Source organism: Kushneria pakistanensis, assembly GCF_014652795.1.
Lineage (GTDB): Bacteria > Pseudomonadota > Gammaproteobacteria > Pseudomonadales > Halomonadaceae > Kushneria > Kushneria pakistanensis.
This window is the reverse complement of sequence record NZ_BMZM01000002.1, coordinates 348,125-371,659: the sequence shown is the minus strand read 5'-3', so window position 1 is coordinate 371,659 and position 23,535 is coordinate 348,125. Positions and strand designations below refer to the sequence as shown.

General features: G+C 65.1%; 21 protein-coding genes. 7 read left to right on the top strand and 14 right to left on the bottom strand.

Going from position 1 to position 23,535, the window contains the following annotated elements:
- Positions 1–38: 38 nt before the first annotated feature.
- Entirely contained in the window at positions 39–1,433 is a 1,395-nt protein-coding gene (locus IE123_RS07130) for an APC family permease (RefSeq protein WP_189516546.1), read from the bottom strand.
- A 240-nt stretch (positions 1,434–1,673) separates the two neighbouring features.
- On the opposite strand from IE123_RS07130, the gene IE123_RS07125 reads away from it, so the two are divergent.
- The 5 genes from IE123_RS07125 (at position 1,674) to IE123_RS07105 (ending at position 5,697) form a co-directional block, all read left to right on the top strand.
- Positions 1,674–2,492: a MoaF C-terminal domain-containing protein gene (locus tag IE123_RS07125; protein WP_189516544.1), complete on the top strand. Its 819-nt coding sequence runs from the start codon at positions 1,674–1,676 to the stop codon at positions 2,490–2,492.
- On the top strand, positions 2,482–3,273 hold the full coding sequence (locus IE123_RS07120) for an SDR family NAD(P)-dependent oxidoreductase (protein ID WP_189516543.1): 792 nt from the start codon (positions 2,482–2,484) through the stop codon (positions 3,271–3,273). The genes IE123_RS07125 and IE123_RS07120 overlap by 11 nt, the downstream gene beginning before the upstream one ends.
- Before the next feature lie 64 nt (positions 3,274–3,337).
- Positions 3,338–4,108, top strand: coding sequence for an SDR family oxidoreductase (locus IE123_RS07115; RefSeq protein ID WP_189516542.1), 771 nt, complete (start codon positions 3,338–3,340; stop codon positions 4,106–4,108).
- A gap of 93 nt (positions 4,109–4,201) precedes the next feature.
- Positions 4,202–4,873, top strand: a complete 672-nt coding sequence (locus IE123_RS07110) for a helix-turn-helix transcriptional regulator (protein ID WP_189516541.1) — start codon at positions 4,202–4,204, stop codon at positions 4,871–4,873.
- A 59-nt stretch (positions 4,874–4,932) separates the two neighbouring features.
- Positions 4,933–5,697 carry a glutathione S-transferase family protein gene (locus tag IE123_RS07105; RefSeq protein WP_189516540.1) on the top strand — a complete coding sequence of 255 codons (765 nt, stop codon included), beginning with the start codon at positions 4,933–4,935 and terminating at the stop codon, positions 5,695–5,697.
- 71 nt (positions 5,698–5,768) lie between these two features.
- On the opposite strand, the gene IE123_RS07100 is transcribed toward IE123_RS07105, so the two are convergent.
- The 12 genes from IE123_RS07100 to IE123_RS07045 form a co-directional block, all read right to left on the bottom strand.
- Positions 5,769–6,842 carry an HlyD family secretion protein gene (locus tag IE123_RS07100; protein ID WP_189516539.1) on the bottom strand — a complete coding sequence of 358 codons (1,074 nt, stop codon included), beginning with the start codon at positions 6,840–6,842 and terminating at the stop codon, positions 5,769–5,771.
- A gap of 49 nt (positions 6,843–6,891) precedes the next feature.
- On the bottom strand, positions 6,892–8,439 hold the full coding sequence (locus tag IE123_RS07095) for an MFS transporter (RefSeq protein WP_189516538.1): 1,548 nt from the start codon (positions 8,437–8,439) through the stop codon (positions 6,892–6,894).
- Positions 8,440–8,557: 118 nt separating this feature from the next.
- Positions 8,558–8,995: a MarR family winged helix-turn-helix transcriptional regulator gene (locus tag IE123_RS07090; protein WP_189516536.1), complete on the bottom strand. Its 438-nt coding sequence runs from the start codon at positions 8,993–8,995 to the stop codon at positions 8,558–8,560.
- Positions 8,996–9,117: 122 nt separating this feature from the next.
- Positions 9,118–9,819: a response regulator gene (locus IE123_RS07085; protein ID WP_189516534.1), complete on the bottom strand. Its 702-nt coding sequence runs from the start codon at positions 9,817–9,819 to the stop codon at positions 9,118–9,120.
- Positions 9,809–12,571: an ATP-binding protein gene (locus IE123_RS07080; protein WP_189516532.1), complete on the bottom strand. Its 2,763-nt coding sequence runs from the start codon at positions 12,569–12,571 to the stop codon at positions 9,809–9,811. Before IE123_RS07080 ends, IE123_RS07085 begins: the two co-directional genes overlap by 11 nt.
- Positions 12,568–13,173, bottom strand: coding sequence for a potassium-transporting ATPase subunit KdpC (kdpC, locus tag IE123_RS07075; protein ID WP_189516530.1), 606 nt, complete (start codon positions 13,171–13,173; stop codon positions 12,568–12,570). The genes IE123_RS07080 and kdpC overlap by 4 nt, the downstream gene beginning before the upstream one ends.
- Before the next feature lie 11 nt (positions 13,174–13,184).
- Positions 13,185–15,248, bottom strand: coding sequence for a potassium-transporting ATPase subunit KdpB (kdpB, locus tag IE123_RS07070; protein WP_308430201.1), 2,064 nt, complete (start codon positions 15,246–15,248; stop codon positions 13,185–13,187).
- Between the two features lie 11 nt (positions 15,249–15,259).
- Positions 15,260–16,975 carry a potassium-transporting ATPase subunit KdpA gene (kdpA, locus tag IE123_RS07065; protein ID WP_189516528.1) on the bottom strand — a complete coding sequence of 572 codons (1,716 nt, stop codon included), beginning with the start codon at positions 16,973–16,975 and terminating at the stop codon, positions 15,260–15,262.
- 10 nt (positions 16,976–16,985) lie between these two features.
- Complete coding sequence (gene kdpF, locus IE123_RS16320; protein ID WP_373295801.1) at positions 16,986–17,060, bottom strand: K(+)-transporting ATPase subunit F; 75 nt, start codon at positions 17,058–17,060, stop codon at positions 16,986–16,988.
- Positions 17,061–17,329: 269 nt separating this feature from the next.
- Positions 17,330–18,772 carry a DNA (cytosine-5-)-methyltransferase gene (dcm, locus tag IE123_RS07055; protein ID WP_189516526.1) on the bottom strand — a complete coding sequence of 481 codons (1,443 nt, stop codon included), beginning with the start codon at positions 18,770–18,772 and terminating at the stop codon, positions 17,330–17,332.
- An 81-nt stretch (positions 18,773–18,853) separates the two neighbouring features.
- Positions 18,854–19,594, bottom strand: coding sequence for a siderophore-interacting protein (locus IE123_RS07050; RefSeq protein ID WP_189516524.1), 741 nt, complete (start codon positions 19,592–19,594; stop codon positions 18,854–18,856).
- Entirely contained in the window at positions 19,591–20,025 is a 435-nt protein-coding gene (locus IE123_RS07045) for a MarR family winged helix-turn-helix transcriptional regulator (protein ID WP_189516522.1), read from the bottom strand. The genes IE123_RS07050 and IE123_RS07045 overlap by 4 nt, the downstream gene beginning before the upstream one ends.
- Before the next feature lie 151 nt (positions 20,026–20,176).
- On the opposite strand from IE123_RS07045, the gene IE123_RS07040 reads away from it, so the two are divergent.
- Positions 20,177–20,785, top strand: coding sequence for an inorganic diphosphatase (locus tag IE123_RS07040; protein WP_189516520.1), 609 nt, complete (start codon positions 20,177–20,179; stop codon positions 20,783–20,785).
- A 90-nt stretch (positions 20,786–20,875) separates the two neighbouring features.
- Here IE123_RS07040 and IE123_RS07035 read toward each other — a convergent pair whose 3' ends face one another.
- Positions 20,876–22,363, bottom strand: coding sequence for a Na+/H+ antiporter family protein (locus IE123_RS07035; protein WP_189516518.1), 1,488 nt, complete (start codon positions 22,361–22,363; stop codon positions 20,876–20,878).
- A gap of 155 nt (positions 22,364–22,518) precedes the next feature.
- Between IE123_RS07035 and IE123_RS07030 the strand changes: the two genes are divergently transcribed.
- Positions 22,519–23,529, top strand: coding sequence for an ABC transporter substrate-binding protein (locus IE123_RS07030; RefSeq protein ID WP_229819649.1), 1,011 nt, complete (start codon positions 22,519–22,521; stop codon positions 23,527–23,529).
- Positions 23,530–23,535: the final 6 nt, after the last annotated feature.

Sequence of the window (23,535 nt, the reverse complement as noted above, 5' to 3'; positions counted from 1 at the left end):
AAAGCCAGCGGGCCGGCGCGGGGCCGCCCCGGGTGGCGCTAGTCGCGCATATCCGGCTCGAAAAGTCCCTTCTTCATTTTGAATTTGACCCATACGATCGCGACCAGGCTGACAAGTCCCAGCACCACACCCAGAAGCGTGTAGATCGTGGCGGTCATCGCGGGTGAGGGTGAGGCGTTGGCGGCCACATAGGCCATGCCGATGATCCCCACAATCTGCGGCAGCGGGTAAAACGGCGTGCGGTAGGGGCGGCGATGCTCGGGCCGGCGGCGGCGCAGCACGATCACATCGATGTGCGCCACGATATAGGCCAGCAGCCAGCTGGTCGCCGCCGCGATCACCAGCGAGATGATCTGATCGGGCGTGATCAGCAAAAAGGGCACGAGCACACCCAGCGCCAGAAAGACAATACCGACCCAGGGCGTGTTATAGCGCGGATGCATTTTGCCCATGATCCTGAACGCCTGTCCGTTGTCGGCCATGCCCGAGAGCATGCGCGGTACGGCGGCCAGCACCGTGTTGACCGTGCTACAGGTCGCGGTGATCCCCATCACGGTGGCAATGATCAGACCGGCCCGGCCAAACACATCACCGACCAGGTCGACGTACGGCATCGGCGAGGTGGTCAGGGTTTCGGTCGAGAGGTAGCGACCGGCTCCGAGGCAGAACAGCGAAAACAGCACAAAGATGATCCCCAGCGACAGGAACATGGCCCGCGGAATGCGCTTTTCCGGCTGGCGAATGTCATTGATCATCGGACAGACGAACTCGCAGCCGACGAACATCCACATGGCCAGCGCCACCAGACCGATGAAGCTGCCATCGACGATGCCGTCAATGCCCCAGCCGATGCCGACGGCGGTCTCGGCGACCGCCGGTGACGGCGCCTGAACCAGCGCCGTGGCGCCTACCAGGAAGATGGCGACGATCATGGCGAAGGTGAACACGTTCTGCAGTCTGGCAAAGACGTCGGTGCCCAGAATATTGAGCACGGCCAGCGCCGCCAGCAGCATGATCGGCACCACATGAGAGGGCAGCGTCTCGGGGAACAGGGCCTGCAACAGGGCATCTACCAGCAGAAATTCGGCGGGAATCGCGAAGATCGCCACCATGACGTAGCCGGCAAACACCGACACGATGGCGGGGAAATGGCCGATCGCCTTCTGGGTATAGGTGGCCAGCGTCCCCGCCTGCGGATACATCAGCGAGAGCTCCGAGAAGGTCATGGCGTTGCACACGGCCAGCAGCGCCGCGACCAGCATGGCGGCCAGAAAGCTCAGGCCTCCGAGGCCAAAGCCCAGCAGCGCCGAGGCCATGGCGCCCTGCACGACCACGGTCCCCACGCAGATGGCAATCATGGTCTTGAAGCCGATGGCCTGGCGGACGGGCGACGTGGTCGGAGACACTGACCCTGCTTTCGTGGTGTCGACCATGATGGGTTACCTCTGTGGAGAGTATCCGGAATTATTGTTGGTGATCGATGCGGGCATTAAACCCTGCTAATTCAATCTGCGCCGGCCGGCCCCGGCTTTCTTGATTGCTCCTGCCAGAAATTTTCCTTTCCCTGCCGGGTCCGTCAGCGTTTTCCGGGCCTCCCCCATTTGGTGGATAGCGCCGGCTGTCGCCCGGCGCAAGGATGAACGTCCCCTTTACAGGTAGCTCAGGAGCCTTCAATGACAACAACCACTTCTCCCTCCGAATGGATCTCGGTCACCGGTCTTGAAAAGGGTTTCGAGACGGACTCCTACGCGCTGGATAACTCGGCCGATCTGAGCGGCAAAAGGATCGAACTTCACGACGCCAGCGGTAATGTCCGCCGTCTGGACATCGACCAGCAGACGCTGCGTGTCGATGACGGCGAGGCGGTCAGGCTGCGCCTGACCTCCTTGCGTCAGGGCATCTATCTGCTCGACTGGCTGGAGGAATCGGCACGCCCGGTCACGTCCTATACGGTGGTGCTGGACACGCTGACCGACAGCTATACGCAGGTCGTCGGCACCCTGCCCACGTTCGATACCATCAAGACCGGACTTTACGAACGCGCCCTCGGCGGCCGGGCACTGACCGATGTGAACGTCGAGATCAGCCACGGCACGGTGAACCGGGCCTTCAGTGACGGCGCCTGTCCGCATGCCCTGACCGATGAGCTCATCGGCGTGCGCAATCTCTATCGCTACAGCCCCACAGAGGTGTATGAGCACACCTACCTGAACCCCAACTTCTACACGTGGCAGTGCCTGAAGGGCGTGGAGCAGGGCCTGTGCGATACCGACCGCTGCCACTACTACAGGATCACCGACGATCTCTATCTGTTCATCTGGCGCGAAAAGATCGTGCCGACGCTGGGCATCGTCATGATCGATGAGCAGAACCACCGCAGCGATGGCAAGATCTTCGGCGTGGGCGATACCGAGGACGCACCGCTGGCCAACTTCCCGATGGCCTCCTATTGCCAGCGCCTGAGCAATACGGAGTATCCCGATGACCTTTGAAAAAAGAACCATCGTCATTACCGGCGCCGGCACCGGCGTCGGGGAAGCCTGCGCGCGCCAGCAGGCGGCGCTCGGGCACAACGTGGTCCTGATCGGTCGCCGCCGTGAGCCACTCGAGGCGCTGGCCGGAGAGATCGGCGGACTGGTGCTGTCCGGCGATGCCGCCAGCGCCACCGAATGGGCCGGCTTTTGCCGGCAGATCATCGAGACATACGGGCGTATCGACAGCCTGATCTGCAGCGCCGGCGGTCACGACCTGGGCGCGGCCACCGACATGTCGGAAGAGGACTGGCAAAAGGCGATGCGCCTGAATCTGGACACGGCCTTCTACAGCGCCCGGGCGTGTCTGCCGCATCTGATCGAACAACACGGCACCATGGTGCTGCTGGGGTCACTGGCCTCGTTTCAGGCCGGCGGCGACATCTGCGGCTATACCACCGCCAAGCATGCCCTCGTCGGTCTGACCCGCTCGCTGGCCCGCGACTACGGCCCCAGAGGTGTTCGGGTCAACTGCGTCTGCCCGGGCTGGATTCGAACGCCGATGGCCGATGAGGAAATGCAGCCGCTGATGGCGCACTATAACGAGTCGCTTGATGACGCCTACGCCCGCGTGACGCAGCATGTCCCGCTGCGCCGGGCCGCCAGCGCCCACGAGATCGCCGAGGTCTGCGCCTTTCTGATCAGCCCCGCCTCCGCCATCATCACGGGTGCCATGATCATGGCCGACGGCGGCTCGCATATCGTCGACATGCCAACGCTGGCCTTCGAGGCGCTGTCCTAGCCTGTATTCTTTCGGTCGGGCAGCGGATGCCCGACCGTTTCTCCTTTGTGACAGGAGCTCACTCATGAGTATCAGCATCGACTACAGCGGCCGCCACGTGCTGGTGACCGGCGGCGCCCAGGGCATTGGCGAGGCCATCGTGACCCGCTTCGCCCAGGCCGGCGCCCGGGTAACGCTCGCTGACATCAACGCCGAACAGGCCCGGGGCGTGGCCGAAAAACTGACCAACAAGGGCCATCAGGTCACGGCCTGCCATGTGGATCTCGCCGACGAGGCCGGCACTCGCGCCATGATCGAGACAAGCGACCCGATCGATGTGCTGGTGCACAACGCCGGCTACTTCCCGCTGACCCCCTTTGAAGAACTGACGCTGGAGCGGGTCGAGCGCACCTTTGCCGTCAACGTGCAATCGCTGTTCTGGATGACCCAGGCACTGCTGCCGTCCTTCAGGCAAAAGGGCAAGGGCGTGATCCTGTGCACCTCTTCGGTGACCGGTAACCGCGTCGCCTATCCGGGCCTGACCCACTACGCCGCCTCCAAGGCGGCGGTCAACGGCTTTATCCGTAATACGGCGCTTGAGATGGGGCGATCCAACATTCGCATCAATGGCGTCGAGCCGGGCATGATTCGAACGCCTGCGATGGACAATCTCGGCGATGACGAGCACAGCCAGAGCCTTGAGAAGGGCATTCCGCTGGGCCGTCTGGGCGACCCGGAAGACATCGCCAACGCCATGCTGTTTCTGGGCTCCGATCTGGCCAAATACATCACCGGCCAGACCATCATTGTCGATGGCGGCGCACTGCTGCCGGAGAGCGTCACCGCGCTTGGCTAGGCCGGCCCTGGACCATTGCGGCAGAAACGGCATTGCCCTGATCGGGCCGGCTCGCTATGTTGTCGACATCGTTCGACACGGAGTCGGCCCGACATGTCTCATGTTCAGGTTCTGGGTGTGCCCTGCCTGCGCGCCTTTACCCGCGCCGTTCCGGCGTCGCTGGCGGCGTTTTACACCATCGATGACACCCTGAGTGCGCGTGACTTCCAGCTCGCCGGCGACGCCCGCCCGATTCATGATCACTACCTGACGCGCTATCGCCATCTGGACCCGCTCCAGCCCGGCTACTGCCTGCAGACCGGCCGCCAGGTGCTTTCACTTGATGACGCTCGGGCGCTGCAGTCGGAAGCCCGCAACCGCGGCTATCAGAACTTTCTGACCCAGCACGACGTGGTCGATGTCGCCGAAGTGTTCTTTCATGCCCACGGGCGCCCCGTATTCGGCCTCTCCCTGCTGCGTCGCTCCGCATACGGCCACTTCACCCATCACGAGATGGCCACACTCCAGTCGCTGCAGGAGATGATGCAGCTGGCGGTCGATCAGCGCCCGCCCGAGCTGTCGCACACAGGCCATGCGCCCCTGTCGCCCGCCCTGACCGCCCGGGAGACCCAGCTGGCCGAGCTGGTGCGACACGGACTGAGCAACAAGGCCATGGCCCGCGAGCTCGGCATCGCCCCCTCCACGGTGAAGACCCACCTGGATCATCTCTACCGCAAGCTCAATGTCACCAACCGCACCGAGCTGGTCGGCCGGCTTTATCTATAATGGTGTGAGTTACTGACTTTCCTCGATGGCACGCCATCATCCCCACAAGGATCAAGCGCATGCCCATGACCCTCTACGCCCATCGCCTCTCCCAGCCCTCGCGCGCCGTGGAAATTCTCGCGCGCGAGCTGGGCCTTGAGTACCACTTCCACGAGGTCGACTTCGCCGGTGGCGAGACCCGCACCGAATGGTTTGCCGCCATCAACCCCTTCCAGACCGTGCCCGCGCTGGTGGTCGACAATGAAGAAGGCGACGAAGCTGACGGTAAAAAAGCGCCGCTCCAGCTGGCCGAGAGTCAGGCGATCATGATCCACCTGTGTCGCACTGCGCCGGACCGGGAAATCGCGCAGCGCTGGTACCCCGGTGATCAGGACATCGTGCGCTGCGCGCAGATCGATCAGTGGCTTGCCTGGTACCATGGCAACCTGCGCCGCTTCGACATGTTCCACCACATCATGAACCTGCACATGACGCTGCCGATGCTCAAGCGCGAGATTCAGGCCACGCTGTTGCAGCTGCTGCAGGACGGGCTCAAGCCGGGGCTGGCCACACTGGAAGCGCATCTTGAACAACATGGCAGTGACCATCCGCCGACGCTGCTGGGTGGCGAACATCCCACCATTGCCGATCTTGCCATGGGCTGCGAGCTCTATCAGATCCGCGCGGCCGGCTATCGGTTTGGCGCCTATCCGCAAGTGGCGGCGTGGCTTTCGGGGCTGGCCAGCCGGGCGCCTTTCAGGGCCGTGAGCGAAGAAATCAACGCACTGGGCGGCGAGATCCAGACACAGGAAGGCGACTATCTGGCTTTTGATGCCTTCGACTGACGCCCTCCTGAAATCTTCAGCCATTAAAAAAGCCCGGCATCCGCCGGGCTATTGGGTGATGAGGCGTCAGGCTACGCGCCCTTCTGCCGGTCCCCTTCGGTATGGATCGTCGTCTCCACCGACAGCCCCACCCGCAGCCGGTCGAGGCCGGGCTGGTCGGGGTCAAGCGCGATGCGCACCGGCAGGCGCTGAACGATCTTGGTGAAATTGCCGGAAGTATCGTTGCTCGACACCGGTGAGAAGGTGGTGCCGGTGGCCGGCGCCAGGCTTTTCACATGGCCATGCAGCTTGAGATCCGGCCAGGCATCGACCGAGATGTCTACCGGCTGCCCCGGCGCGACATCGGTGATATCCACCTCGCGGTAGTGGGCGGTGATGTAGATGCCCTGCACCGGCACGATGGCCAGTTGCGCGCTGCCGGCACTGACCCAGCCTCCCACGCGAGCCGACTGCTCGGCGATGACGCCATCCACCGGCGCGGTGATGTGCGTACGCGACAGTGCCAGCCGGGCCTTTTCCTGCTGTGCCAGCGCCCGATCCAGCGCCGCCTGCGCGCTGTCCTTTTGTGCCTTGAGCACCCCATCCTGCTGACGCACACGCACCAGCTCGGCCTGATCGGCCCGGCGTTTGGCCTGCTGGGCACGAGCGTTGGCATCGGCCTGCTGCGCGTTCTGATCAGAGACGTTGCCGTTGTGGCGCAACCGCCGGTAGCGCTCGGCGGTGGCATGGGCGTAATCGGCGTTGGCGCCATCCTCGGCCACTTGTGCCTCGGCCCGGCGCACCTGCGCCGGCAGCTGCGCCAGCTGCGCCTCGATCTGCGCCAGCTCGGCCCGGGCCGCCGCCACCTGGCCCTCGGCGTCATCGACGGCCGCCTGATAGTCGCGCGCATCGATATCCATCAGCGCGTCGCCGCGTTTGACACGGTCGTGGTCCTCGACGTGCACCGCCACCAGATCGCCGGCCACCTGCGGGGAGATCACCACATAGTCGGCATCGAAACGGGCATCGTTGGTCCAGACGTCACTACCGCCAAGCTGATGGCGGAGCAGCAGCACGGCGGCCACGGCGGCGATGGCCAAGATCACAACGGTCAGGATCAGCGGCCTGCGCGAGCGCGGCCGGGCGTCATCGGTAGCATTACTCATGGCACTCTCGGTGGATCAAAAGGGGTTTGGGAGTCAAAGGGCTTTGAAATCAAAGCGGTCTGGGTCGATTGAAGCGGGGCGCAAAGGTACGTTTGGGCAGCAGGCACAGCGGCAACAGCAGCAGGGCGCCCAGCGCCAGGGCACGCCAGATGTCGGCATGGGCCATCACCTGCGCCTGTACCTCCAGCTGCTCGAACAGATGATGGAAGGCCTCGCCGTGCACCGGGCCTGAAGACCAGGCCAGCGCCGCGCCATCATGACCGCCGAGCGGCATCGCACGGGACAGGGAAAAGCGCATGGTGCCGATGCGATCGAGCAGGGCATGCAGGTGATGATCCACGGCCACCGTCATGGCATGGCCGATAAGGCCGCCGGCGATGGGGCCGGCAAGCGCCCGGGTCGTATTGATCGTCGCCGAGGCAAACGGCCCTTCCTTCGGGTCGATCACGGCGGTGGACGTGGTCAAAAGACTCACCACCACGATCGACTGGCCGGCCGAAAAGAGTATCTGCGAGAGATAGAACTGATCACGCGTCCAGGCGATGGTGGCGTAGCTGTTCATCCAGCTGGAAAGCGCCATCAGCACCAGCCCCAGCGCCACCATCCAGCGGCTGTCGACGCGCTCGAAGTTCAGCACGAATGCCGTCAGCGGCAGCATCACAAGCGAGGGCAGGGCAAGCGCCAGCGCCACCGGCAGGCTCTGCAGCGGTCGATAGCCCTGCACCTCGGCAAGAAACTCCTCCGGCAGCGAGGCCGCCGAGGCGCCCAGTGCAATCACGCCCATCAGCATGGCGATGCCAAAGCCGAAGTTGACCCGTTTGACCAGCCCGGGCTGGATCAGCGGCACCGGTGCGACGCAGCAGCGCAGGATAAACAGCGGCGCCAGCGTGGCACTGGCCAGCGCCAGCCAGCACACCAGCGTTGAATTGAACCAGTCCAGCCGCTCGCCCTGGGTAAAGAGCACCACGACGCTTGCGCACACGCCCCAGCCCAGCAGCCAGCCGGGCCAGTCGAACTGGCGCCAGCGCCCGGGCGGGCGCGGGTCCTGTGGCAGGCCGTACATCAAAAGGGCAGCGGCCAGCACGCACAGCGGCACCACTGCCCAGAAGACGAAACCAATACCCATTCCCTGATGGGCCCAGACCACAATGGGGCCACCGATATTGGGCGCAAAGGTGGCCGTCAGGCCGTAGGCGGCCAGGCCAAAGAGCTTGATCGACGGCGTCAGAAAGCGCAGCGCCACCGCCATCAGAAGCGGAATCAGAAAGCCGTTGGTCAGCCCCTGCAGCCAGCGCAGGGCGAGTATCAGCGCGCGCGAATCAATCACCGTAAAGCAAAGTCCCAGCGCCCCGAGGGCGAGCACCGCCACCGCCGCAAAACGACGCATCGAATAGGTAATGGCAAGCCAGGGGGCCACCAGCATCCCCATCGCCACGCCGGCGGCGTAGAGCGTGGTAAACCAGCGGCCCTGATCCGCGCTGAACCCGTAGGCACCGCGAATATCGGCCAGCGCCAGCGAGGTGGCTTCTTCATTGATATCGGCACCGACACAGGCCAGCAGCATACCGACCAGGCCGAGGACCAGGCGCAGGGACATGACACACTCTTTGCGATGGGTGATGGGCAGGGGAAGTCGACCCGGGGCGGGCAACCTATCGTCGAAAGTTGACTTTGTCAACTTTCAGGGACACCTCATCGCCTTTTGTGTGCGCCCCTCAGTTCACCAGGGGTGCGCTGCCCACGTTGTCCAGCACCCGCTCGAGCAGCGCATCGAAGTGTCGGATCTCCTCCGGCGAACAGCCGGCCATCATGGTCGCGGCCAGCTCGGTACGGATCTGCTCAAGCTGCTCGAACAGCGCCTGCCCCTCCGGCGTCAGCGCCGCCTCGGTAATGCGACGGGCCGTTGAGCTACCGCAGCGCCGGATCAGCCCCTGCTGCTCAAGCTCCCGAAACGCCCGGGCCACCTGGCCCTTGTCCCAGCCGCGGCGCTGCAGGATGGCCTGCTGGGCCTGGTCGGGAAAGCGCCCCACCACCGACAGCACCCGCAGCTGAAAGGTGGGCAGGGTGATCTCCTCGCGGCGCGCCAGCTCGCTCAGTCGCGCCCGGCTCTGAAAGCTCAGTTCTGCCAGCCTGTCGATGATTTGGCGTTCCATGGCCCCTCCCTGCGCTGAAAAGCTGCCATTGTGATCGAAACACCCGCAGGCTGGCGAATCGGCCGTAATCCCTGCTGCCATCGTCAAATATCCCCACGCGCGCCAGAGAGGGAAACCCGGCGCTACCCGGGCACCACCAGCCGATAGCCCACCCCGGCCTCCGTCTGGATCAGGCGGGGCTGCTCGGGGTCATCATCCAGCTTATGGCGCAGCCGGCTGATGACGATGCGCAGGTAGTGGGTATCGTGCTCGTGCACCGGCCCCCAGATTTCGCGCAGCAGCTGGGTCTGGGTGATCACCCGTCCGGCGTGTTCGGCCAAAAGCGTCAGCACCGCAAACTCCCGCGGGGTCAGCCGAATCGGTTCGCCCCCCAGGGTAACGCGGTGCGTATCGGCATCCACCGCCAGCGCCCCGACATGGAACTGGCGAGAGGGAGACGGGCCGGCGGTCGCCACCTGCTGGCGCAGCGCCGCCCGCACGCGGGCCAGCAGCTCCTGAATGCCGAACGGCTTGGTCACATAGTCACTGGCACCGGCATCCAGACAGGCCACCTTCTCGCGCTCCGAGGCGCGTACCGACACCACGATGACCGGCACGTCACTCTGCGAGCAAATCGCCTGAAGGACCTCCCGGCCATCAATGTCCGGCAGGCCGAGATCCAGAAGCACCAGATCCGGCTGATCGCCGATCGCGCGCACCAGCCCTTCGCCGCCGGTGGCCGCCTCGATCACCTCGTGGCCCTGCGAGGCCAGACTGATGCGCAGAAAGCGCCGGATCTGAAACTCATCATCAACGATCAGAATGCGGGGGCGATCAGCGCTCATCAGGGTGCTCCCTCTGGTCAGGAAGTGCTTTTTCGCCAGCAGGCCGGCGCTCGTCAAGGGGCTCGCGCTCGTCATGGTCGGCGTGGTCGTGCCTGTCTACCAGCGGCAGATGGATCACGATACAGGTGCCGTGCCCGTCCGGGCTCGCCTCGGCGTTGATGCTGCCGCCGTGGGCACCCACCATACCGCGGCAGATGGCCAGCCCCAGGCCGCTGCCGTGACGGCCGCGGTCGCCCGCGCCGCCGGTGAAGAACATGTCAAAGACCTGCTCGCGCAGCGCCTCAGGGATGCCGGGGCCTTCATCGCTGATCCGGATCACCAGCATATCGGCCAGACGCGCGGCGCGGATGACAATGCGCCCCTGGGGGGGCGAGAAGCGGATGGCATTTTCGATCACGTTGACCAGCGCCTGCTCCAAAAGCGCCGGATGGACATACAACAACGGCAGATCCTCCGGCCAGTCGCGCACCAGCGTGATGCCATTGAGCGCCGTACTCAGCCGTGCCAGCGCGGCATTGACCAGATCAGACAGCGTCACCCAGTCCCGTTCGATCCTGAGCGTGCCGTGGCCCAGCCGCGTCATGTCCAGAAGGTTCTGAATATAGCGGTCCAGCCGCTCGCTTTCGCTGAGCACGCCGTCGAGCAGCTCCTGCTTGTCCTCGCGCGAGAGCTGATCATCCAGCGTGCGCAGTGCACCGGCCGCGCCGATGATCGAGGCCAGCGGCGTGCGCAGGTCGTGAGAGACCGAGGAGAGCAGCGCCGAGCGCAGCCGCTCGTTTTCCTCGGCCAGCCGCGCCGCGCCCAGATCGCTGACCAGTCGGGTGCGCGCCATCGCCATGCCCAGCTGACTGATCAGGGTGTCGATCAGCACTTCCTGGTCATACGGCGGTGCCTCCTGATCGCCCAGCGCCAGTCCGACCACGCCCAGAATGCGCGCCTTCTCGACCAGGGCGATAAAGCGCCAGCGCTGGCCGGCGAGCGTCTGGGAGCCATGTCCGCTGGGGCGCTGATGATGCCAGGTCCAGTCGGCGGCCTGACGAGCCACCGGGTCCAGCACCACACCGCCCGGGTGGGCGGCCAGCACCTGCAGCGTCTCATCACCGGCCTCGCGCGCCAGATAGACGGCCGGCACCTGAAGCCAGTCGGCCAGCGCGGTCACGCCGGTGGTGCGCACGCTGTCCTGATCGGGTGCGGCGGCCAGCGCGCGGGAGAACTGCAGCAGCCGCCGGGTCTGATCCCGGCTGGCGCGCAGGGCGATCAGCTGCCGCCGGGCGCGGCCTGCCAGCTGCCCGCCGATCATCGCCACCACAAAAAAGAAAAAGACCGTCAGCAGCTGATCACGCTGGATCATCGCCAGGCTCAGGCGCGGCTCGGTAAAAAAGAAGTTGTAGATCAGTGCACTGAGCACGGCGCTGAGCATGGCCGCCCGGGTGCCGCTCAGGGTCGCCGTCAAGAGCACGCCGGTGAGAAAGACCAGCGACAGATTGGCCAGCGCCAGCGCCTGATGCATCAACAGCGCCAGCCCCAGGCTTGCGCCCATGATGAGTACCGGATGCAGCCACTCTTGGCGCTGCAGGGGGGAGAGCGGGCGTTTCGACCGCCGCTGGCGTTCGGTGCGCGAGTCATCGGCGACCACCAGCAGATCAAACGCGCGCGCCTCACGCAGCAGACGCCGGCCCAGCGAGCGGTGCCAGAACCGCCAGCCGCGCGGCTGCCCCCGGCCGATCATCAGGGTGGTCATGTTATGACGCCGGGCATAGTCCAGAAGCTCCGCCACGCGGTGCTGGCCCGGCAGCACCACCACCTCACCGCCCAGCTGTTCGATCAGCTGCGTACTGCGCTCAAGCGCCAGTCGCACCAGCGGCGAGGCGCGGCCCGTATCGATATGCACCGCGCGCCAGCGCACGCCGCGATGCTCGGCCATGCGGTGGGCGGCCCGCACCAGGGTGGCGTCCTCGGCCCGGCCGGACAGCGCCACCAGAATCCGGGGACGCACCGGCCAAGGCCCGGCAACGCCGCGCGCGCCCATGGCATCGCGCACGTCGCTGTCGATGCGCTCGGCCATGGTCTGCAGGGCCAGCTCGCGCAGCGCCGTGAGATTGGTGACGCTGAAAAAGCCTTCCAGCGCCGCGCGGGCCTGCTCGGGCACGTAGACCCGCCCCTGCCTGAGCCGCTGGATCAGCTCATCGGGGGTGAGATCGATCAGGGAGATATCCCGCGCCCGGTTGATCAGCGCATCCGGTACGGTTTCGCGCATGCGAATGCCGGTAATACGGGCCACGGCGTCGTTCAAACTTTCGATGTGCTGCACGTTCAGGGTGGTCCAGACATCGATCCCCGCCGCCAGAAGCTCCTCGATATCCTGATAACGCCGGGCATGGCGCCCGCCGGGGATATTGCGATGGGCCAGCTCATCGACCAGCACCACCCCTGGTGCCCGCGCCAGGGCGGCATCCAGATCGAACTCGCGAAAGCGCTGGCCGTGATGTTCCCGCGTGGTCAGCGCCAGGCGCTCGATGCCCACACACAGGCGCTCGGTCTCCTCGCGGCCGTGGGACTCGATAACCCCAAGCACGATGTCCTCGCCCTCGGCGACCCGCTCACCGGCGGTGCGCAGCATGGCAAAGGTCTTGCCCACGCCGGGCGCGGCGCCCAGAAAGATACGCAGACCACCGCGCGCCTCGCGGCGAGCGGTGGTCAGCAGCGCGTCCGGGTCGGGACGCGTTGGGTCATTATCATCAGTGCGGGTCATCGCATCTCCTGTCTCGCCTCGGCAGGCGACATGGCCGCCAGTGCCAGATTCAGGCGCAGCACGTTAACGACCGGCGCACCCGGAAAGCCCGTGTATTCGGTCGCCGCCGCGATGGCCTGCATCACGGACTCCAGCGACAGCCCCCGCGCCTGACTGACCCGGGCTGCCTGCACCCGAGCCGCGGCCGGTGAGATGTGCGGATCAACCCCCGAGCCCGAGGCGGCCAGCAGTTCCACCGGGATCTCGCCGATGATCAGACCGTCCCGCGCCGCAAGCCGTTCTGCTTCCTGTTGGGCACGCTCGCGCAGCGCCACATTGCCGGGCGCCAGGTTGGAGCCGCCCACACTCACGGGGTCGTTGCCGACCGCCGAGGGCCGGCCGTGGAAGTATTGTGCGCCTTCAAACGACTGACCCACCAGTGCCGAGCCCACCGCCCGACCCTGTGAATCATGGAGCACGCTGCCACCGGCCTGGAAGGGAAACAGCGCCCCACCCAGCGTGGTGGTCACGAAGGGATAGACAAGCCCCAGCAGCGCGGCCAGTACCACCATCAGGCGCAGCGAGGAGAAAAGAACCGGGCGAATCATCAAGGCATCGTTCATGGCAGAAGCTCCTAAAGCAGACCGGCAAGCAGCACATCGAGCAGCTTGATGGCAGGGAAGGGCAGCAGCAGGCCACCCAGGCCGTAGACCAGCAGATTGCGCCGCAAAAGCCCCGTGGCCGAATCGGCCTTGAAGCGCACCCCGCGCAGCGCAAACGGGATCAGGGCGGGAATGATCAGGGCGTTGAAGATCACTGCCGCCAGCACCGCCGATTCCGGTGAGTGCAGCTTAAGCACGTTCAGCGCGCCGAGTGAGGGCATGCTGGCCACGAAAATCGCCGGCAGGATGGCGAAATACTTCGCCACATCGTTGGCCAGCGAAAAGGTGGTCAGTGCGCCACGGGTAATCAGCAGCTGCTTGCCGATCTCGACCGCCTGCAGCAGTTTGCCGGGGTCGGAGTCGAGATCGACCATGTTGCCCGCCTCGCGCGCGGCCTGGGTGCCGGAGTTCATCGCCAGTCCCAGGTCGGCCTGCGCCAGCGCCGGGGCGTCGTTGGTACCATCGCCCATCATCGCCACCAGCCGCCCGGTGGCCTGCTCCTCGCGGATGATGGCGAGCTTGCGCTCGGGGGTCGCCTCGGCCACGTAATCATCCACCCCGGCCTCGGCGGCAATCGCCGCGGCGGTCACCGGGTTGTCGCCGGTGATCATCACCGTTTTCACCCCCATCTCGCGCAGCTGCGCAAACCGCTCGGCCATGCCGGACTTGATCACATCCGAGAGCGCAATCACGCCCAGCAGCCGCCCACCGTCTGCCACCGCCAGCGGCGTGGCCCCGCGGGCGGCAATGCGCGAGACCAGCGCCGACCAGCCGGCGGGTACGCTGCCGCCTTGATCCTTTACAAACTCGGCAATCGCATTGGGCGCGCCCTTGCGCAGCCGGGTGCCATCAGGGAGATCCACGCCGGACAGTCGCGTGGCGGCCGAGAAGGGAATAAACGAGGCGCCGGTCTGATCCAGGCGCTGATCAAACCCCTGGTCACGCGCCAGCGTCACGATCGAGCGGCCTTCCGGGGTGGGGTCTTCCAGCGAGCAGCGACAGGCCACCTCGCGCAGACGCTCGACACTTACGCGCTCGCAGGAGGCAAACTCGGTCGCCCGGCGATCCCCCAGGGTGATGGTGCCGGTCTTGTCGAGCAGCAGGGTGTCGATGCTGCCGGCAATCTCCACCGCCTTGCCGGATTTCGCCACCAGGTTGGCGCGCATCGCCCGCGACATGCCGGCAATGCCGATCGCCGGCAGCAGCCCGCCGATGGTAGTGGGGATCAGACACACCAACAGGGCTACCAGCATGACCGGCGAGGTGGTGATGCCGACAAACGCCGCCATTGGCGAGAGGGTCACCACCACGATCAGAAACACCAGTGTCAGGGTGGTGATCAGCACCGACAGCGCCAGCTCGCTGGGCGTTTTCTGCCGGCTGGCGCCTTCGACCAGCGCAATCATGCGATCGAGCAGCGACTCGCCCGGGTCCACGCTGACCTCGATGATCAGTTCATCCGAGAGCAGCCGGGTGCCGGCGCTGACCCCGCTGTTGTCGGTGCCCGCCTCGCGCAGCACCGGTGCTGACTCTCCGGTCACTGCCGACTCGTTGATCGAGCCGGCGCCCTTCACGATTTCGCCGTCGGCCGGAATCATTTCATCGGCGATCACCCGCACCCGATCGCCGCGGCGCAGGGTGTCGGCGCTGACCGTCACCTCGCTGCCGTCCCTTTCCAGCCGTCGCGCGCTGAGCTGGCTGCGGGTGGCGCGCAGGCTGCCCGCCTGGGCCTTGCCGCGCGACTCCGCCAGCGCCTCGGCGGCGTTGGCAAAGAGCACCGTGGCCAGCAGCACCAGCGTCACGCTCAGCGCAAAGCCAAAGGTCGCGCCCTCATGCACCGCCAGCCCGGTATAGAGCGCACAGACCAGCGTGCCCACGGCCACCACCGCCATCACCGGATTGCGCGCCATCGCGCGCGGGCTCAGCCGCTTGAGCGATTCCAGCAGCAGGGTCGCCATATGGGGGCGCTGCGTGCCCGGGACGCGAGCATCAGAAGCCTCCGCTGCGGTCCGCTCACCATGGATCGATTGAGACATGTGACTGCTCCTTAGTAACCCAGTGTCAGCTGTTCGGCGATCGGGCCGAGCACCAGCACCGGCAGAAAGCCCAGCAGATTGATGATCACGATGACGCCCGCGGTCAGGCCCACAAAGGCGCCGCTGTCCATGGCAAGCGTCCCGCGCCCGGCCGGCGCCATGCGCTTGCCGGCCAGCCACGCAGCGACTGCCAGCGGCACCAGCATGGGTACAAAGCGCCCGATCAAAAGGGCCACCACGCAGGTCAGGTTCCACCAGGGCGTGCCGTCTCCCAGCCCCTCAAAGCCCGAGCCGTTGTTGGCAAAGGCGGAGGTGTACTCGTAAAGCACCTGGGAGAGGCCGTGGAAGGTCGGGTTGGAGGTGCCGACCAGGCCGGGCACGGCCACCGTCAGCGCCGTCAGCCCCAAAATCACCAGCGGCTGGGCCAGAATGGCCAGCGAGATCCGGCGCATCTCGCGGGTCTCCAGCGCCCGGCCCATCAGCTCCGGCGCCCGGCCGATCATCAGCGAGCCGATAAAGGCCGCCAGCATCAGATAGAGCAGATAGCCGATCAGCCCGACGCCGATGCCGCCGAAGGTGACGTTGATGAACATGTCCATCAGCGTGACCATCCCGCCCATCGGGTTGAGGCTGTCGTGCATGGCATTGACCGAGCCGTTGGAGGTCTGGGTGGTCCAGCTCGCCCACAGCGCCGACATCTCGGGGCCAAAGCGCAGCTCCTTGCCCTCCAGGTTGGCGCTGCCCACCGCAGCCAGCCCCTCAAACGCCGCGTTGGGCAGACGCTCGGAAGCGATCAACACCGAGGTCGAGATCAGCGAAAAGGCCAGCATGACCCCGCCGATGCCCGCCATCAGGCGTCGCCGCCCGGTAAAGACCGCCATGGCCACCAGCAGCGCCACCGGAATCAGCAGCAGCGAGACGGTTTCGATGAGGTTGGACAGGGGCGTGGGGTTTTCCAGCGGCACGGTCGAATTGGGGCCATACCAGCCGCCGCCGTTGGTGCCCAGCTGCTTGATCGCCACCATAGAGGCCACCGGGCCCAGCGGGATCTGCTGGGTGGTGGCCACCGACTGATCCAGCGGCGCTACCGTCTGCGCGCCCTGCCAGGTGCTCGGCATGCCCTGCCAGGTCAGCAACAGCGCCACCACCATGGCCAGCGGCAACAGAATGCGCACCAGCGTGCGGACCAGATCGCGGTAGTAGTTGCCCACCCCGACGCTCTGCCCGGTGGCCTCCGCGACAGGCGCCGCCCTTTTCTTCAACAGCACCCGCGCGATCGCCAGCAGCACCGCCAGGCCCGTGGCCGGAGTGATGAACTGCAGCGTCACGATGGCAAACGTCTGGCTCAGGTAGGAGAGCTGCGCCTGGCCCGAGTAGTGCTGCTGATTGGTATTGGTGGCAAACGACACCGCCGTGTGCAGCGCCGTATCCCAGGACATGCCGGCAATGCCGTCCGGGTTGAGCGGCAGCACCCCCTGGGCCATGAACACGCCCCAGGCCAGGGCGATCAACAGCAGATGCAGCACCACCACGGCCAGCGCGTAGGCCGGCCAGCGCATCACGCGCGTTTCATTAACGCCCGCCAGGCGGTAGATCACCGCCTCGATTGGTCGAAAGAGCCGGTCGATCCGGCTTTCGCGTTCATCATCCAGCGCCCGGGCCATGTAGATGCCGAGCGGAAAGGCCAGCCCGAGGACCAGCGCATAGCAGAGTATGACCTCGTTCATGGGGGGTTCCTTAAAAGCGCTCGGGCCACAGCAGGGCCACCAACAGGTAGAGACCGACACACAACGACAGCACCAGCAGAACCATCTGCATCGCCTTGACTCCTTGAAGGACAGGCTCAGCGTGCGACCGACGTGCGTAAAATATCGAGACCGATTTCAGGGCTGGCGCGTAAAAAGGACGTAAAAATGGAGGGGTGGGAATTTGGGGGAAAGGGCAGGAGGGTAGTGGCGTTCAGAAAGCAGACAGGAATGATCTGATGGGGGGTGTTGGCTTGGAACCATAGGTTCTGCAGACGAACTATCGAGCAGGAGAATATCAATATCCGAAGCGGCTTTTGCCGCTTCGGGAATGTTTCAGGAGATGGCAGCCATCGATGCTGCTCCAGCGTCCTGCTTTTCCATTGTCCCCTTCGCCGCCATCACTCTCGGCTTCATCATCTCCGCCACGGCCTGAAACACCGGCACCACCACCGAGTTGCCGAACTGGCGATAGGCCTGGGTATCCGACACTGGAATCACGAAGCGCCGCTCCCTGGGGGCATCAAAACCCATCAGGCGCGCGCATTCCTGCGGCGTCAGGCGCCGGGGGCGATTGGTCAGATTCTCGGGGGCGTCAAAGGCCAACGCCTCGTTAAAGCCACGGTCGACGAGGATCTCCGAGCCATCCTTGTGATAGCGCGCCGACAGTGTGCGGGCGGTGTCTTCGGCGCGGGTCAGGCCAAAGCCGAAGCCGTTGCCCTTTTCCTTGTGCTTGCGAGCGTACTGATACAGATAGTGCCAGAGCTTCGGAGTAAGCACATACTTCGCATCGACTTCACTATCCAGCAGCTCGCCGAAGGTGGGGGTATGCGCAGGGAAGTGGGCGCTGATGTCGCGCAGGGTGAAGCCTTCATGCACGTTTAAATCGCGGCGAAAGCCGACCAGCACGATGCGCTCGCGGTGCTGGGGCACGAAGTGACGGGCGTCGATCACCTTGGGGTCGCGGCCCTTCGGGGCATCCATGTCGGCGACGTCATAACCCAGCTCATCGAGTGCCTCGCAGATCACGCGAAAGGTCTTGCCCTGGTCGTGACTCTTGAGGTTCTTGACGTTCTCCAGCACAAACGCCGGCGGCCGGCGCGCGGCGATAATGCGGGCGACATCGAAAAAGAGCGTGCCCTGGGCGTCGCACTCAAAGCCGTGCTTGCGCCCCAGCGCGTTTTTCTTGGAGACGCCGGCCAGCGAGAAGGGCTGACAGGGGAAGCCCGCCAGCAGCACGTCGTGTTCGGGGATCTGCTCGCGAATATGGGCGTAGGCAGTCTCTTCGTCCACGTCATCCCGCGCGGAGAGCGTCACATCGCGAATGTCCTCGTTAAAACGGTGGGTCTGCGGGTCGCAGTAGTGGTTCGCCTTGTAGGTGCGCACGGCGTACTTGTTCCACTCGGAAGTGAATACGCACTCACCGCCGACCGCCTCAAAACCCTGACGAATACCGCCGATGCCGGCAAAGAGATCAATGAAGGTGAAGTCGGCCCGGTGCTGATGCGACGGCGGTGCCGGCAGCAGGGTGATCAGCACCCGGCGCTCAGCGTCACTCAGCGGTGTCTGGCTGCCCCGTTTGAGGTGGCGAGTCAGCGTGTCGCGTGTCCAGTGAGCGCTCACTCCGGAAAGCTTCTGCGCGACAAAACCGCGGTCGAAGATCTCCAGCACCCGGGCCAGCAGCGCGTCATCGTCCAGCGCGTCATAGGGGCAGGCACCGGTCGGGGCACGTTCGGTCTCGAGTTCCGGGGGCAGCAGTTCCGGTGAAGGCAGGGTCATGGGCGCTCGCGAATAGGCAGGGTACGATCGACGCCCATTGTACGGCGTAGGCGCCCCCGGCCACCAGGGCGCCCCGTGTGATCAGGCGCTGCGTTCGGCGTCTTCCTGCTTGGCGGTCTTGTGGCGCTCCTCGTTCAGGCCCAGCTTCCAGTAGCTCGACACATAGAGATCGCTTTTGGCCACCTCGCGCTCGGTCTTGAAGTACTGACGCAGCTGGCGCATCGAGGAGAACTCGCACGCCGCCCAGACGGCGGGGCGGCCCTCTTCCCAGTCGATCGCGCGCACCGCGGCGGGTAGCACGTCGCTGTTTTCACCTGGATGCTCGTTGACCACCCAGTGCAGCTGAATGCCCTCGGGCTTATCAAGCGACTGAATTTCGGCCTCGCTCAGCACCTCGATCACGGCGTGACCGCGGGCGTCGGCGGGCAGGTTCTCCAGGTTGTCGCTGATCGCCGGCAGGGCGGTCATGTCACCGGCGAACAGAAACCAGTCGGCGCTTGTATCGACGCGCTTGCGCGGGCCGGGGCCGCCGATCTCGATGGTGTCACCGGGGGCGGCGTTTTCGGCCCATTGCGCGGCCGGGCCGCCGTCCTCGTGCAGCACAAAGTCCACATCGATGGAATCGATACGCTGGGCACGCACGGTGTAGGTGCGCATAAACGGCGTGCCGTCATCGCGGGTGAACATCAGCTTGATGTAGGTGCCGGCCTGATCCTCGGGGAAGGTCGTCATGCCCTCGCCGCCAAGGGTGACGCGCAGCATGTGCGGGGTGATCAGGGTCTTGTTCAGCACGGTAAAAACGCGGGGGGCGGGGCGGCTCATGGGCTCTCCTGGTCGCGATCAAGCTGATCGGTCATGGCGTTGACGGTCTCGATGAAATCACTGGCCCGGGCAGGGCTTAGATCGGCCCCCATCTGCGCCTCGAGCGTTTGTTCGATGGCACTGAGGCGATCACACAGAACCCGGCCGTCAGCGCTCAGCATCAGATGCGCGGCGCGACTGTCGCTCGGGTGCGGGTGGCGCTCGATCAGGCCGTCGCGCTCAAGCTCTCGGGTCACCCGGGTGATCAGGCCCTTGTCCTGCAAAAGCGCAGCGGCCACCTCGCGGGCCATGATGCCCTCATGGTGGCCGATCTCGGTGAGCACGCGCTGATGCGACAGGGGCAGGGTGACCCCGGCGGCGCGGCAGCGCTCGCGCAGGGCACGCTTGTAAACATGCAAAAGTCCGAAGAGCGCGTTGCCGGCTGACGCCATTATTTCATGACCATGAATGAAAGTGATTCTCGATACCATCCGCCATATGGTTGATATTGTCAACCATACAGCGCTGCCCACTGTCATCGCCGTGACATGACCCTGTCTCAATCTGGACGGCCTTTTATCCTGTCGATCCGGAGTCATCAACATGTTTGCACCACGCCGTCTTGCCGCTGCGCTTTTGGCCACCGCGACGCTTGTCACCACGCTTTCGGCTCAGGCGGCCGGCGGCCTGGCCGATATCCCGCAGCCCGAGGGCGCACCGGAGACCTTTTTGATGGTTAACGAGATCCCGGCGGGCAGCGCCATCAAGTACGAGCTGGACGAGGCGGGGCATGTGATCGTCGATCGCTTTTTGTCCATGCCGATGGCCTATCCGGCCAACTACGGCTCGATCCCCAGTTCCCTGGGCGGCGATGGTGATCCGCTCGATGTGATGGCCTTTACCCGCACGCCGATCGTGCCGGGGGCGATCATGGCCGTACGCCCCATCGGCATGCTGCGCATGATTGATGGCGGCGAGGCAGACGACAAGATCATCGCCGTGCCCACCCACGACGTGGACCCCACCTGGGATGAGGTGAAAAGCCTTGATGACCTGCCGGCCATGGAGCGCGAGCGTCTCGAGGGCTTTTTCCGGGTCTACAAGCAGCTGCCGGAGGGCAGCAAGGTCATCGAACTCAAGGGCTTTGCCCCGGTCAGCGAGGCCCACGAGGTGCTGCAAAGGGCGCTGGAGGATTACCGCTCAAGGTCCTGAACGGCAGCAATCGCTGGCACTGACAAACGACAACGCCCGTCCTCGAATTGAGGGCGGGCGTTGTGTTGGAATCAGGTACTGCGCTGTCGGCTACAGCACCATGGCGGCGACCCAGGCCAACGCCAGCATGCCGAGGTTGGCGTGCAGAAAGGTCGGGATCACGCTATCCCTGATGTGGTCATGCTGGCCGTCGGCATTGAGCCCGGCCGTCGCGCCCAGGGTGATGGTCGAGGCCGGCGAGCCGGCATCACCCAGCGCTGCAGATGCCCCCAGCAATGCGATGGTGGCCAGCGGCGAAAACCCCAGCGCCAGGGCCAGCGGAATATAAATCGGCGCCAGAATCGGCACGCTGGCGAAGGAGTCGCCAAAGCCGATGGTGATGAAAAGCCCCACCACCAGCATGATCAAGGCACCCAGCGCCATGTTGTCGCCGATCAGATCTGCCGCGGCGCTGACCAGCGGTTCGATCTCGCCGGTGGCGCCAAGCACGCCGGCAAAGCCCGAGGCCACGGTAATGATGACGGCAATCTGCGCCATCATGCGAAGCCCCTGGGTGAAGACATCATCCTGCTCGCGCCAGCGGAAAATGCCGGTCACGCTGATGATCATGAAGCCGATCAGGGCACCCAGCAGCAGCGAGTCAAAAACGATCTGACACAGCAGCGCCACGCCCAGCGCGATCAGCGTCATCACCAGCTGACCCACGTTGAGTGTCGCCGGCACTGGTGACTGAAGTGTCACGGCACTGGCGGCCTGCGGGACGGGCGTGTCAGACGGTGAAGATACATAGTCGCGCGGGCGTCGATAGCTCACCAGCACCGCCACCAGCATACCCAGAAGAATCCCCAGCACCGGCAGGGCCATCGCTTTCGGTGCCATGGCGGCCGTGGCAGTCAGTCCCAGCGGCTCGCCCACCTGATTGACGTTGGCCAGCAGAATTTCGTTGAGATAGATCGCCCCAAACCCGGTGGGCAGCAACAGATAGGTGGCACTCATGGCGCAGGCCAGCACGCAGGCGATTGCCCGCCGGTCCAGCCGCAGCCGGTTCATCAGCCCCAAAAGCGGTGGAATCAGGATCGGGATAAAGGCGATGTGCACCGGCACCAGGTTCTGCGACAGCAGCGAGGCGATCATCAGCATGGCAAACAGCAGGGCCCTGATCCCGCGACCGGTGGCGGCACTATCACGATCCAGCGCGGTGGAGAGCTTCCGGGCCAAAAGCTCCAGCAGGCCACTGCGCCCCAGGGCCACCGCCAGCGCGCCGATCATGACGTAGGTCAGCCCGACCTGCGCGCCGACCAGAAGATTGTCGTTAAACGCCGCAAGCGTTGCCTCCATCGAAAGTCCCGCATGCAGCCCGCCAAGCAGCGCGGCCGCGATCAGGGCAATCGCCACCGGAATCTGCAGAAGACACAGCGTCACCATCAGCACGATCGTGAGCACCACGGCATTGATGTGATAGCCCACCGCCAGCGCGATCAGATACAGCACGGCCAGAAGGGCCAGCACCGGCAGCGCGCGAGACCGGGCGAAACGGTCCCGACCGGGAGAGACATCAGGAGAAAGAGAGTCGGACATGATCCTGCCTTGTGAGAGGTTGTTATTGTCTGCCCAGCGGGCATGCGCCGTGATCATACCAACGCCGGCGCCGGTCGGCGCCCGTCACAAGACTGTCATGTTGCCCGGCCACGATATCGGCCCATGCTCCCGTTCACCTGCCGATGCCTCTGCCCATGCCCCTGCCCATGACTGTCACTTCGTTTCCTGCGTTTCGCTCCGGACTCTCCGCTCTGGCCACCGTGGCCTTCACGCTTGTAGCACCGCTGGCCAGCGCCGAGTCGCTGATGCTCTATACCAGCCAGCCCAATACCGATGCCCAGCAGACGGTGGATGCCTTTGAAAAGGCCCACCCGGAGATCGAGGTGCAGTGGGTACGCGATGGCACCACGCGACTGATGACCCGTCTGGAGGCCGAACGTGCCGCCGGGCAGCACCGCGCCGATGTGCTGCTGGTCGCCGATGCGGTAAGTCTCGAGAACCTGCGTCAGCAGGACCTGCTGGCCCAATACCAGCCCGAGGCGCTCGAGCACTATCCGGACGCGCTGTATGACCCCGAGGGCTACTACTTCGGCACCAAGCAGATCGCCACCGGCATCGTCCATCACCAGCGCGCCGCGGAGCAGCCGCAGCGCTGGCAGGATCTCACCGAGCCCGCATACAAGGGCCAGGTCGCCATGCCCAGCCCGCTTTATTCCGGCGCAGCGCTGATTCATCTGGACAGCATGGTGAATGACGAGCGCTTTGGCTGGGCCTATTACCAGGCGCTCGCCGATAACGGGGTAACGCCCAACGGTGGCAACGGCGGGGTGCTCAAGCAGGTGGCGGCCGGCACCAAACCCTATGGCGTGATGGTCGATTTCATGGCCCTGCGCGAAAAGGCGAAGGGCTCGCCGATCGAGTTTGTCTACCCCGAGGAGGGGGTGAGCGTGGTCACCGAGCCGGTGGCGATCATGAAGGGTGCCCAACACGTTGAGGCCGCGCGTAAATTTGTCGAGTTCCTGCTCTCGCGCGAGGGTCAGCAGCTGGTCAGCCAGCAGGGCTACCTGCCGGCGCGCGATGACGTCAGCGCCCCGGAAGGCTATCCCGACCGCGAGCAGATCAAACCGCTGCCCTTTTCGGCCACCCGGGCGCTCGAGCAGGCCGAGGCTGAAAAGGCGCGCTTTGCCGATATCTTCTCCTCCTGATGGCGG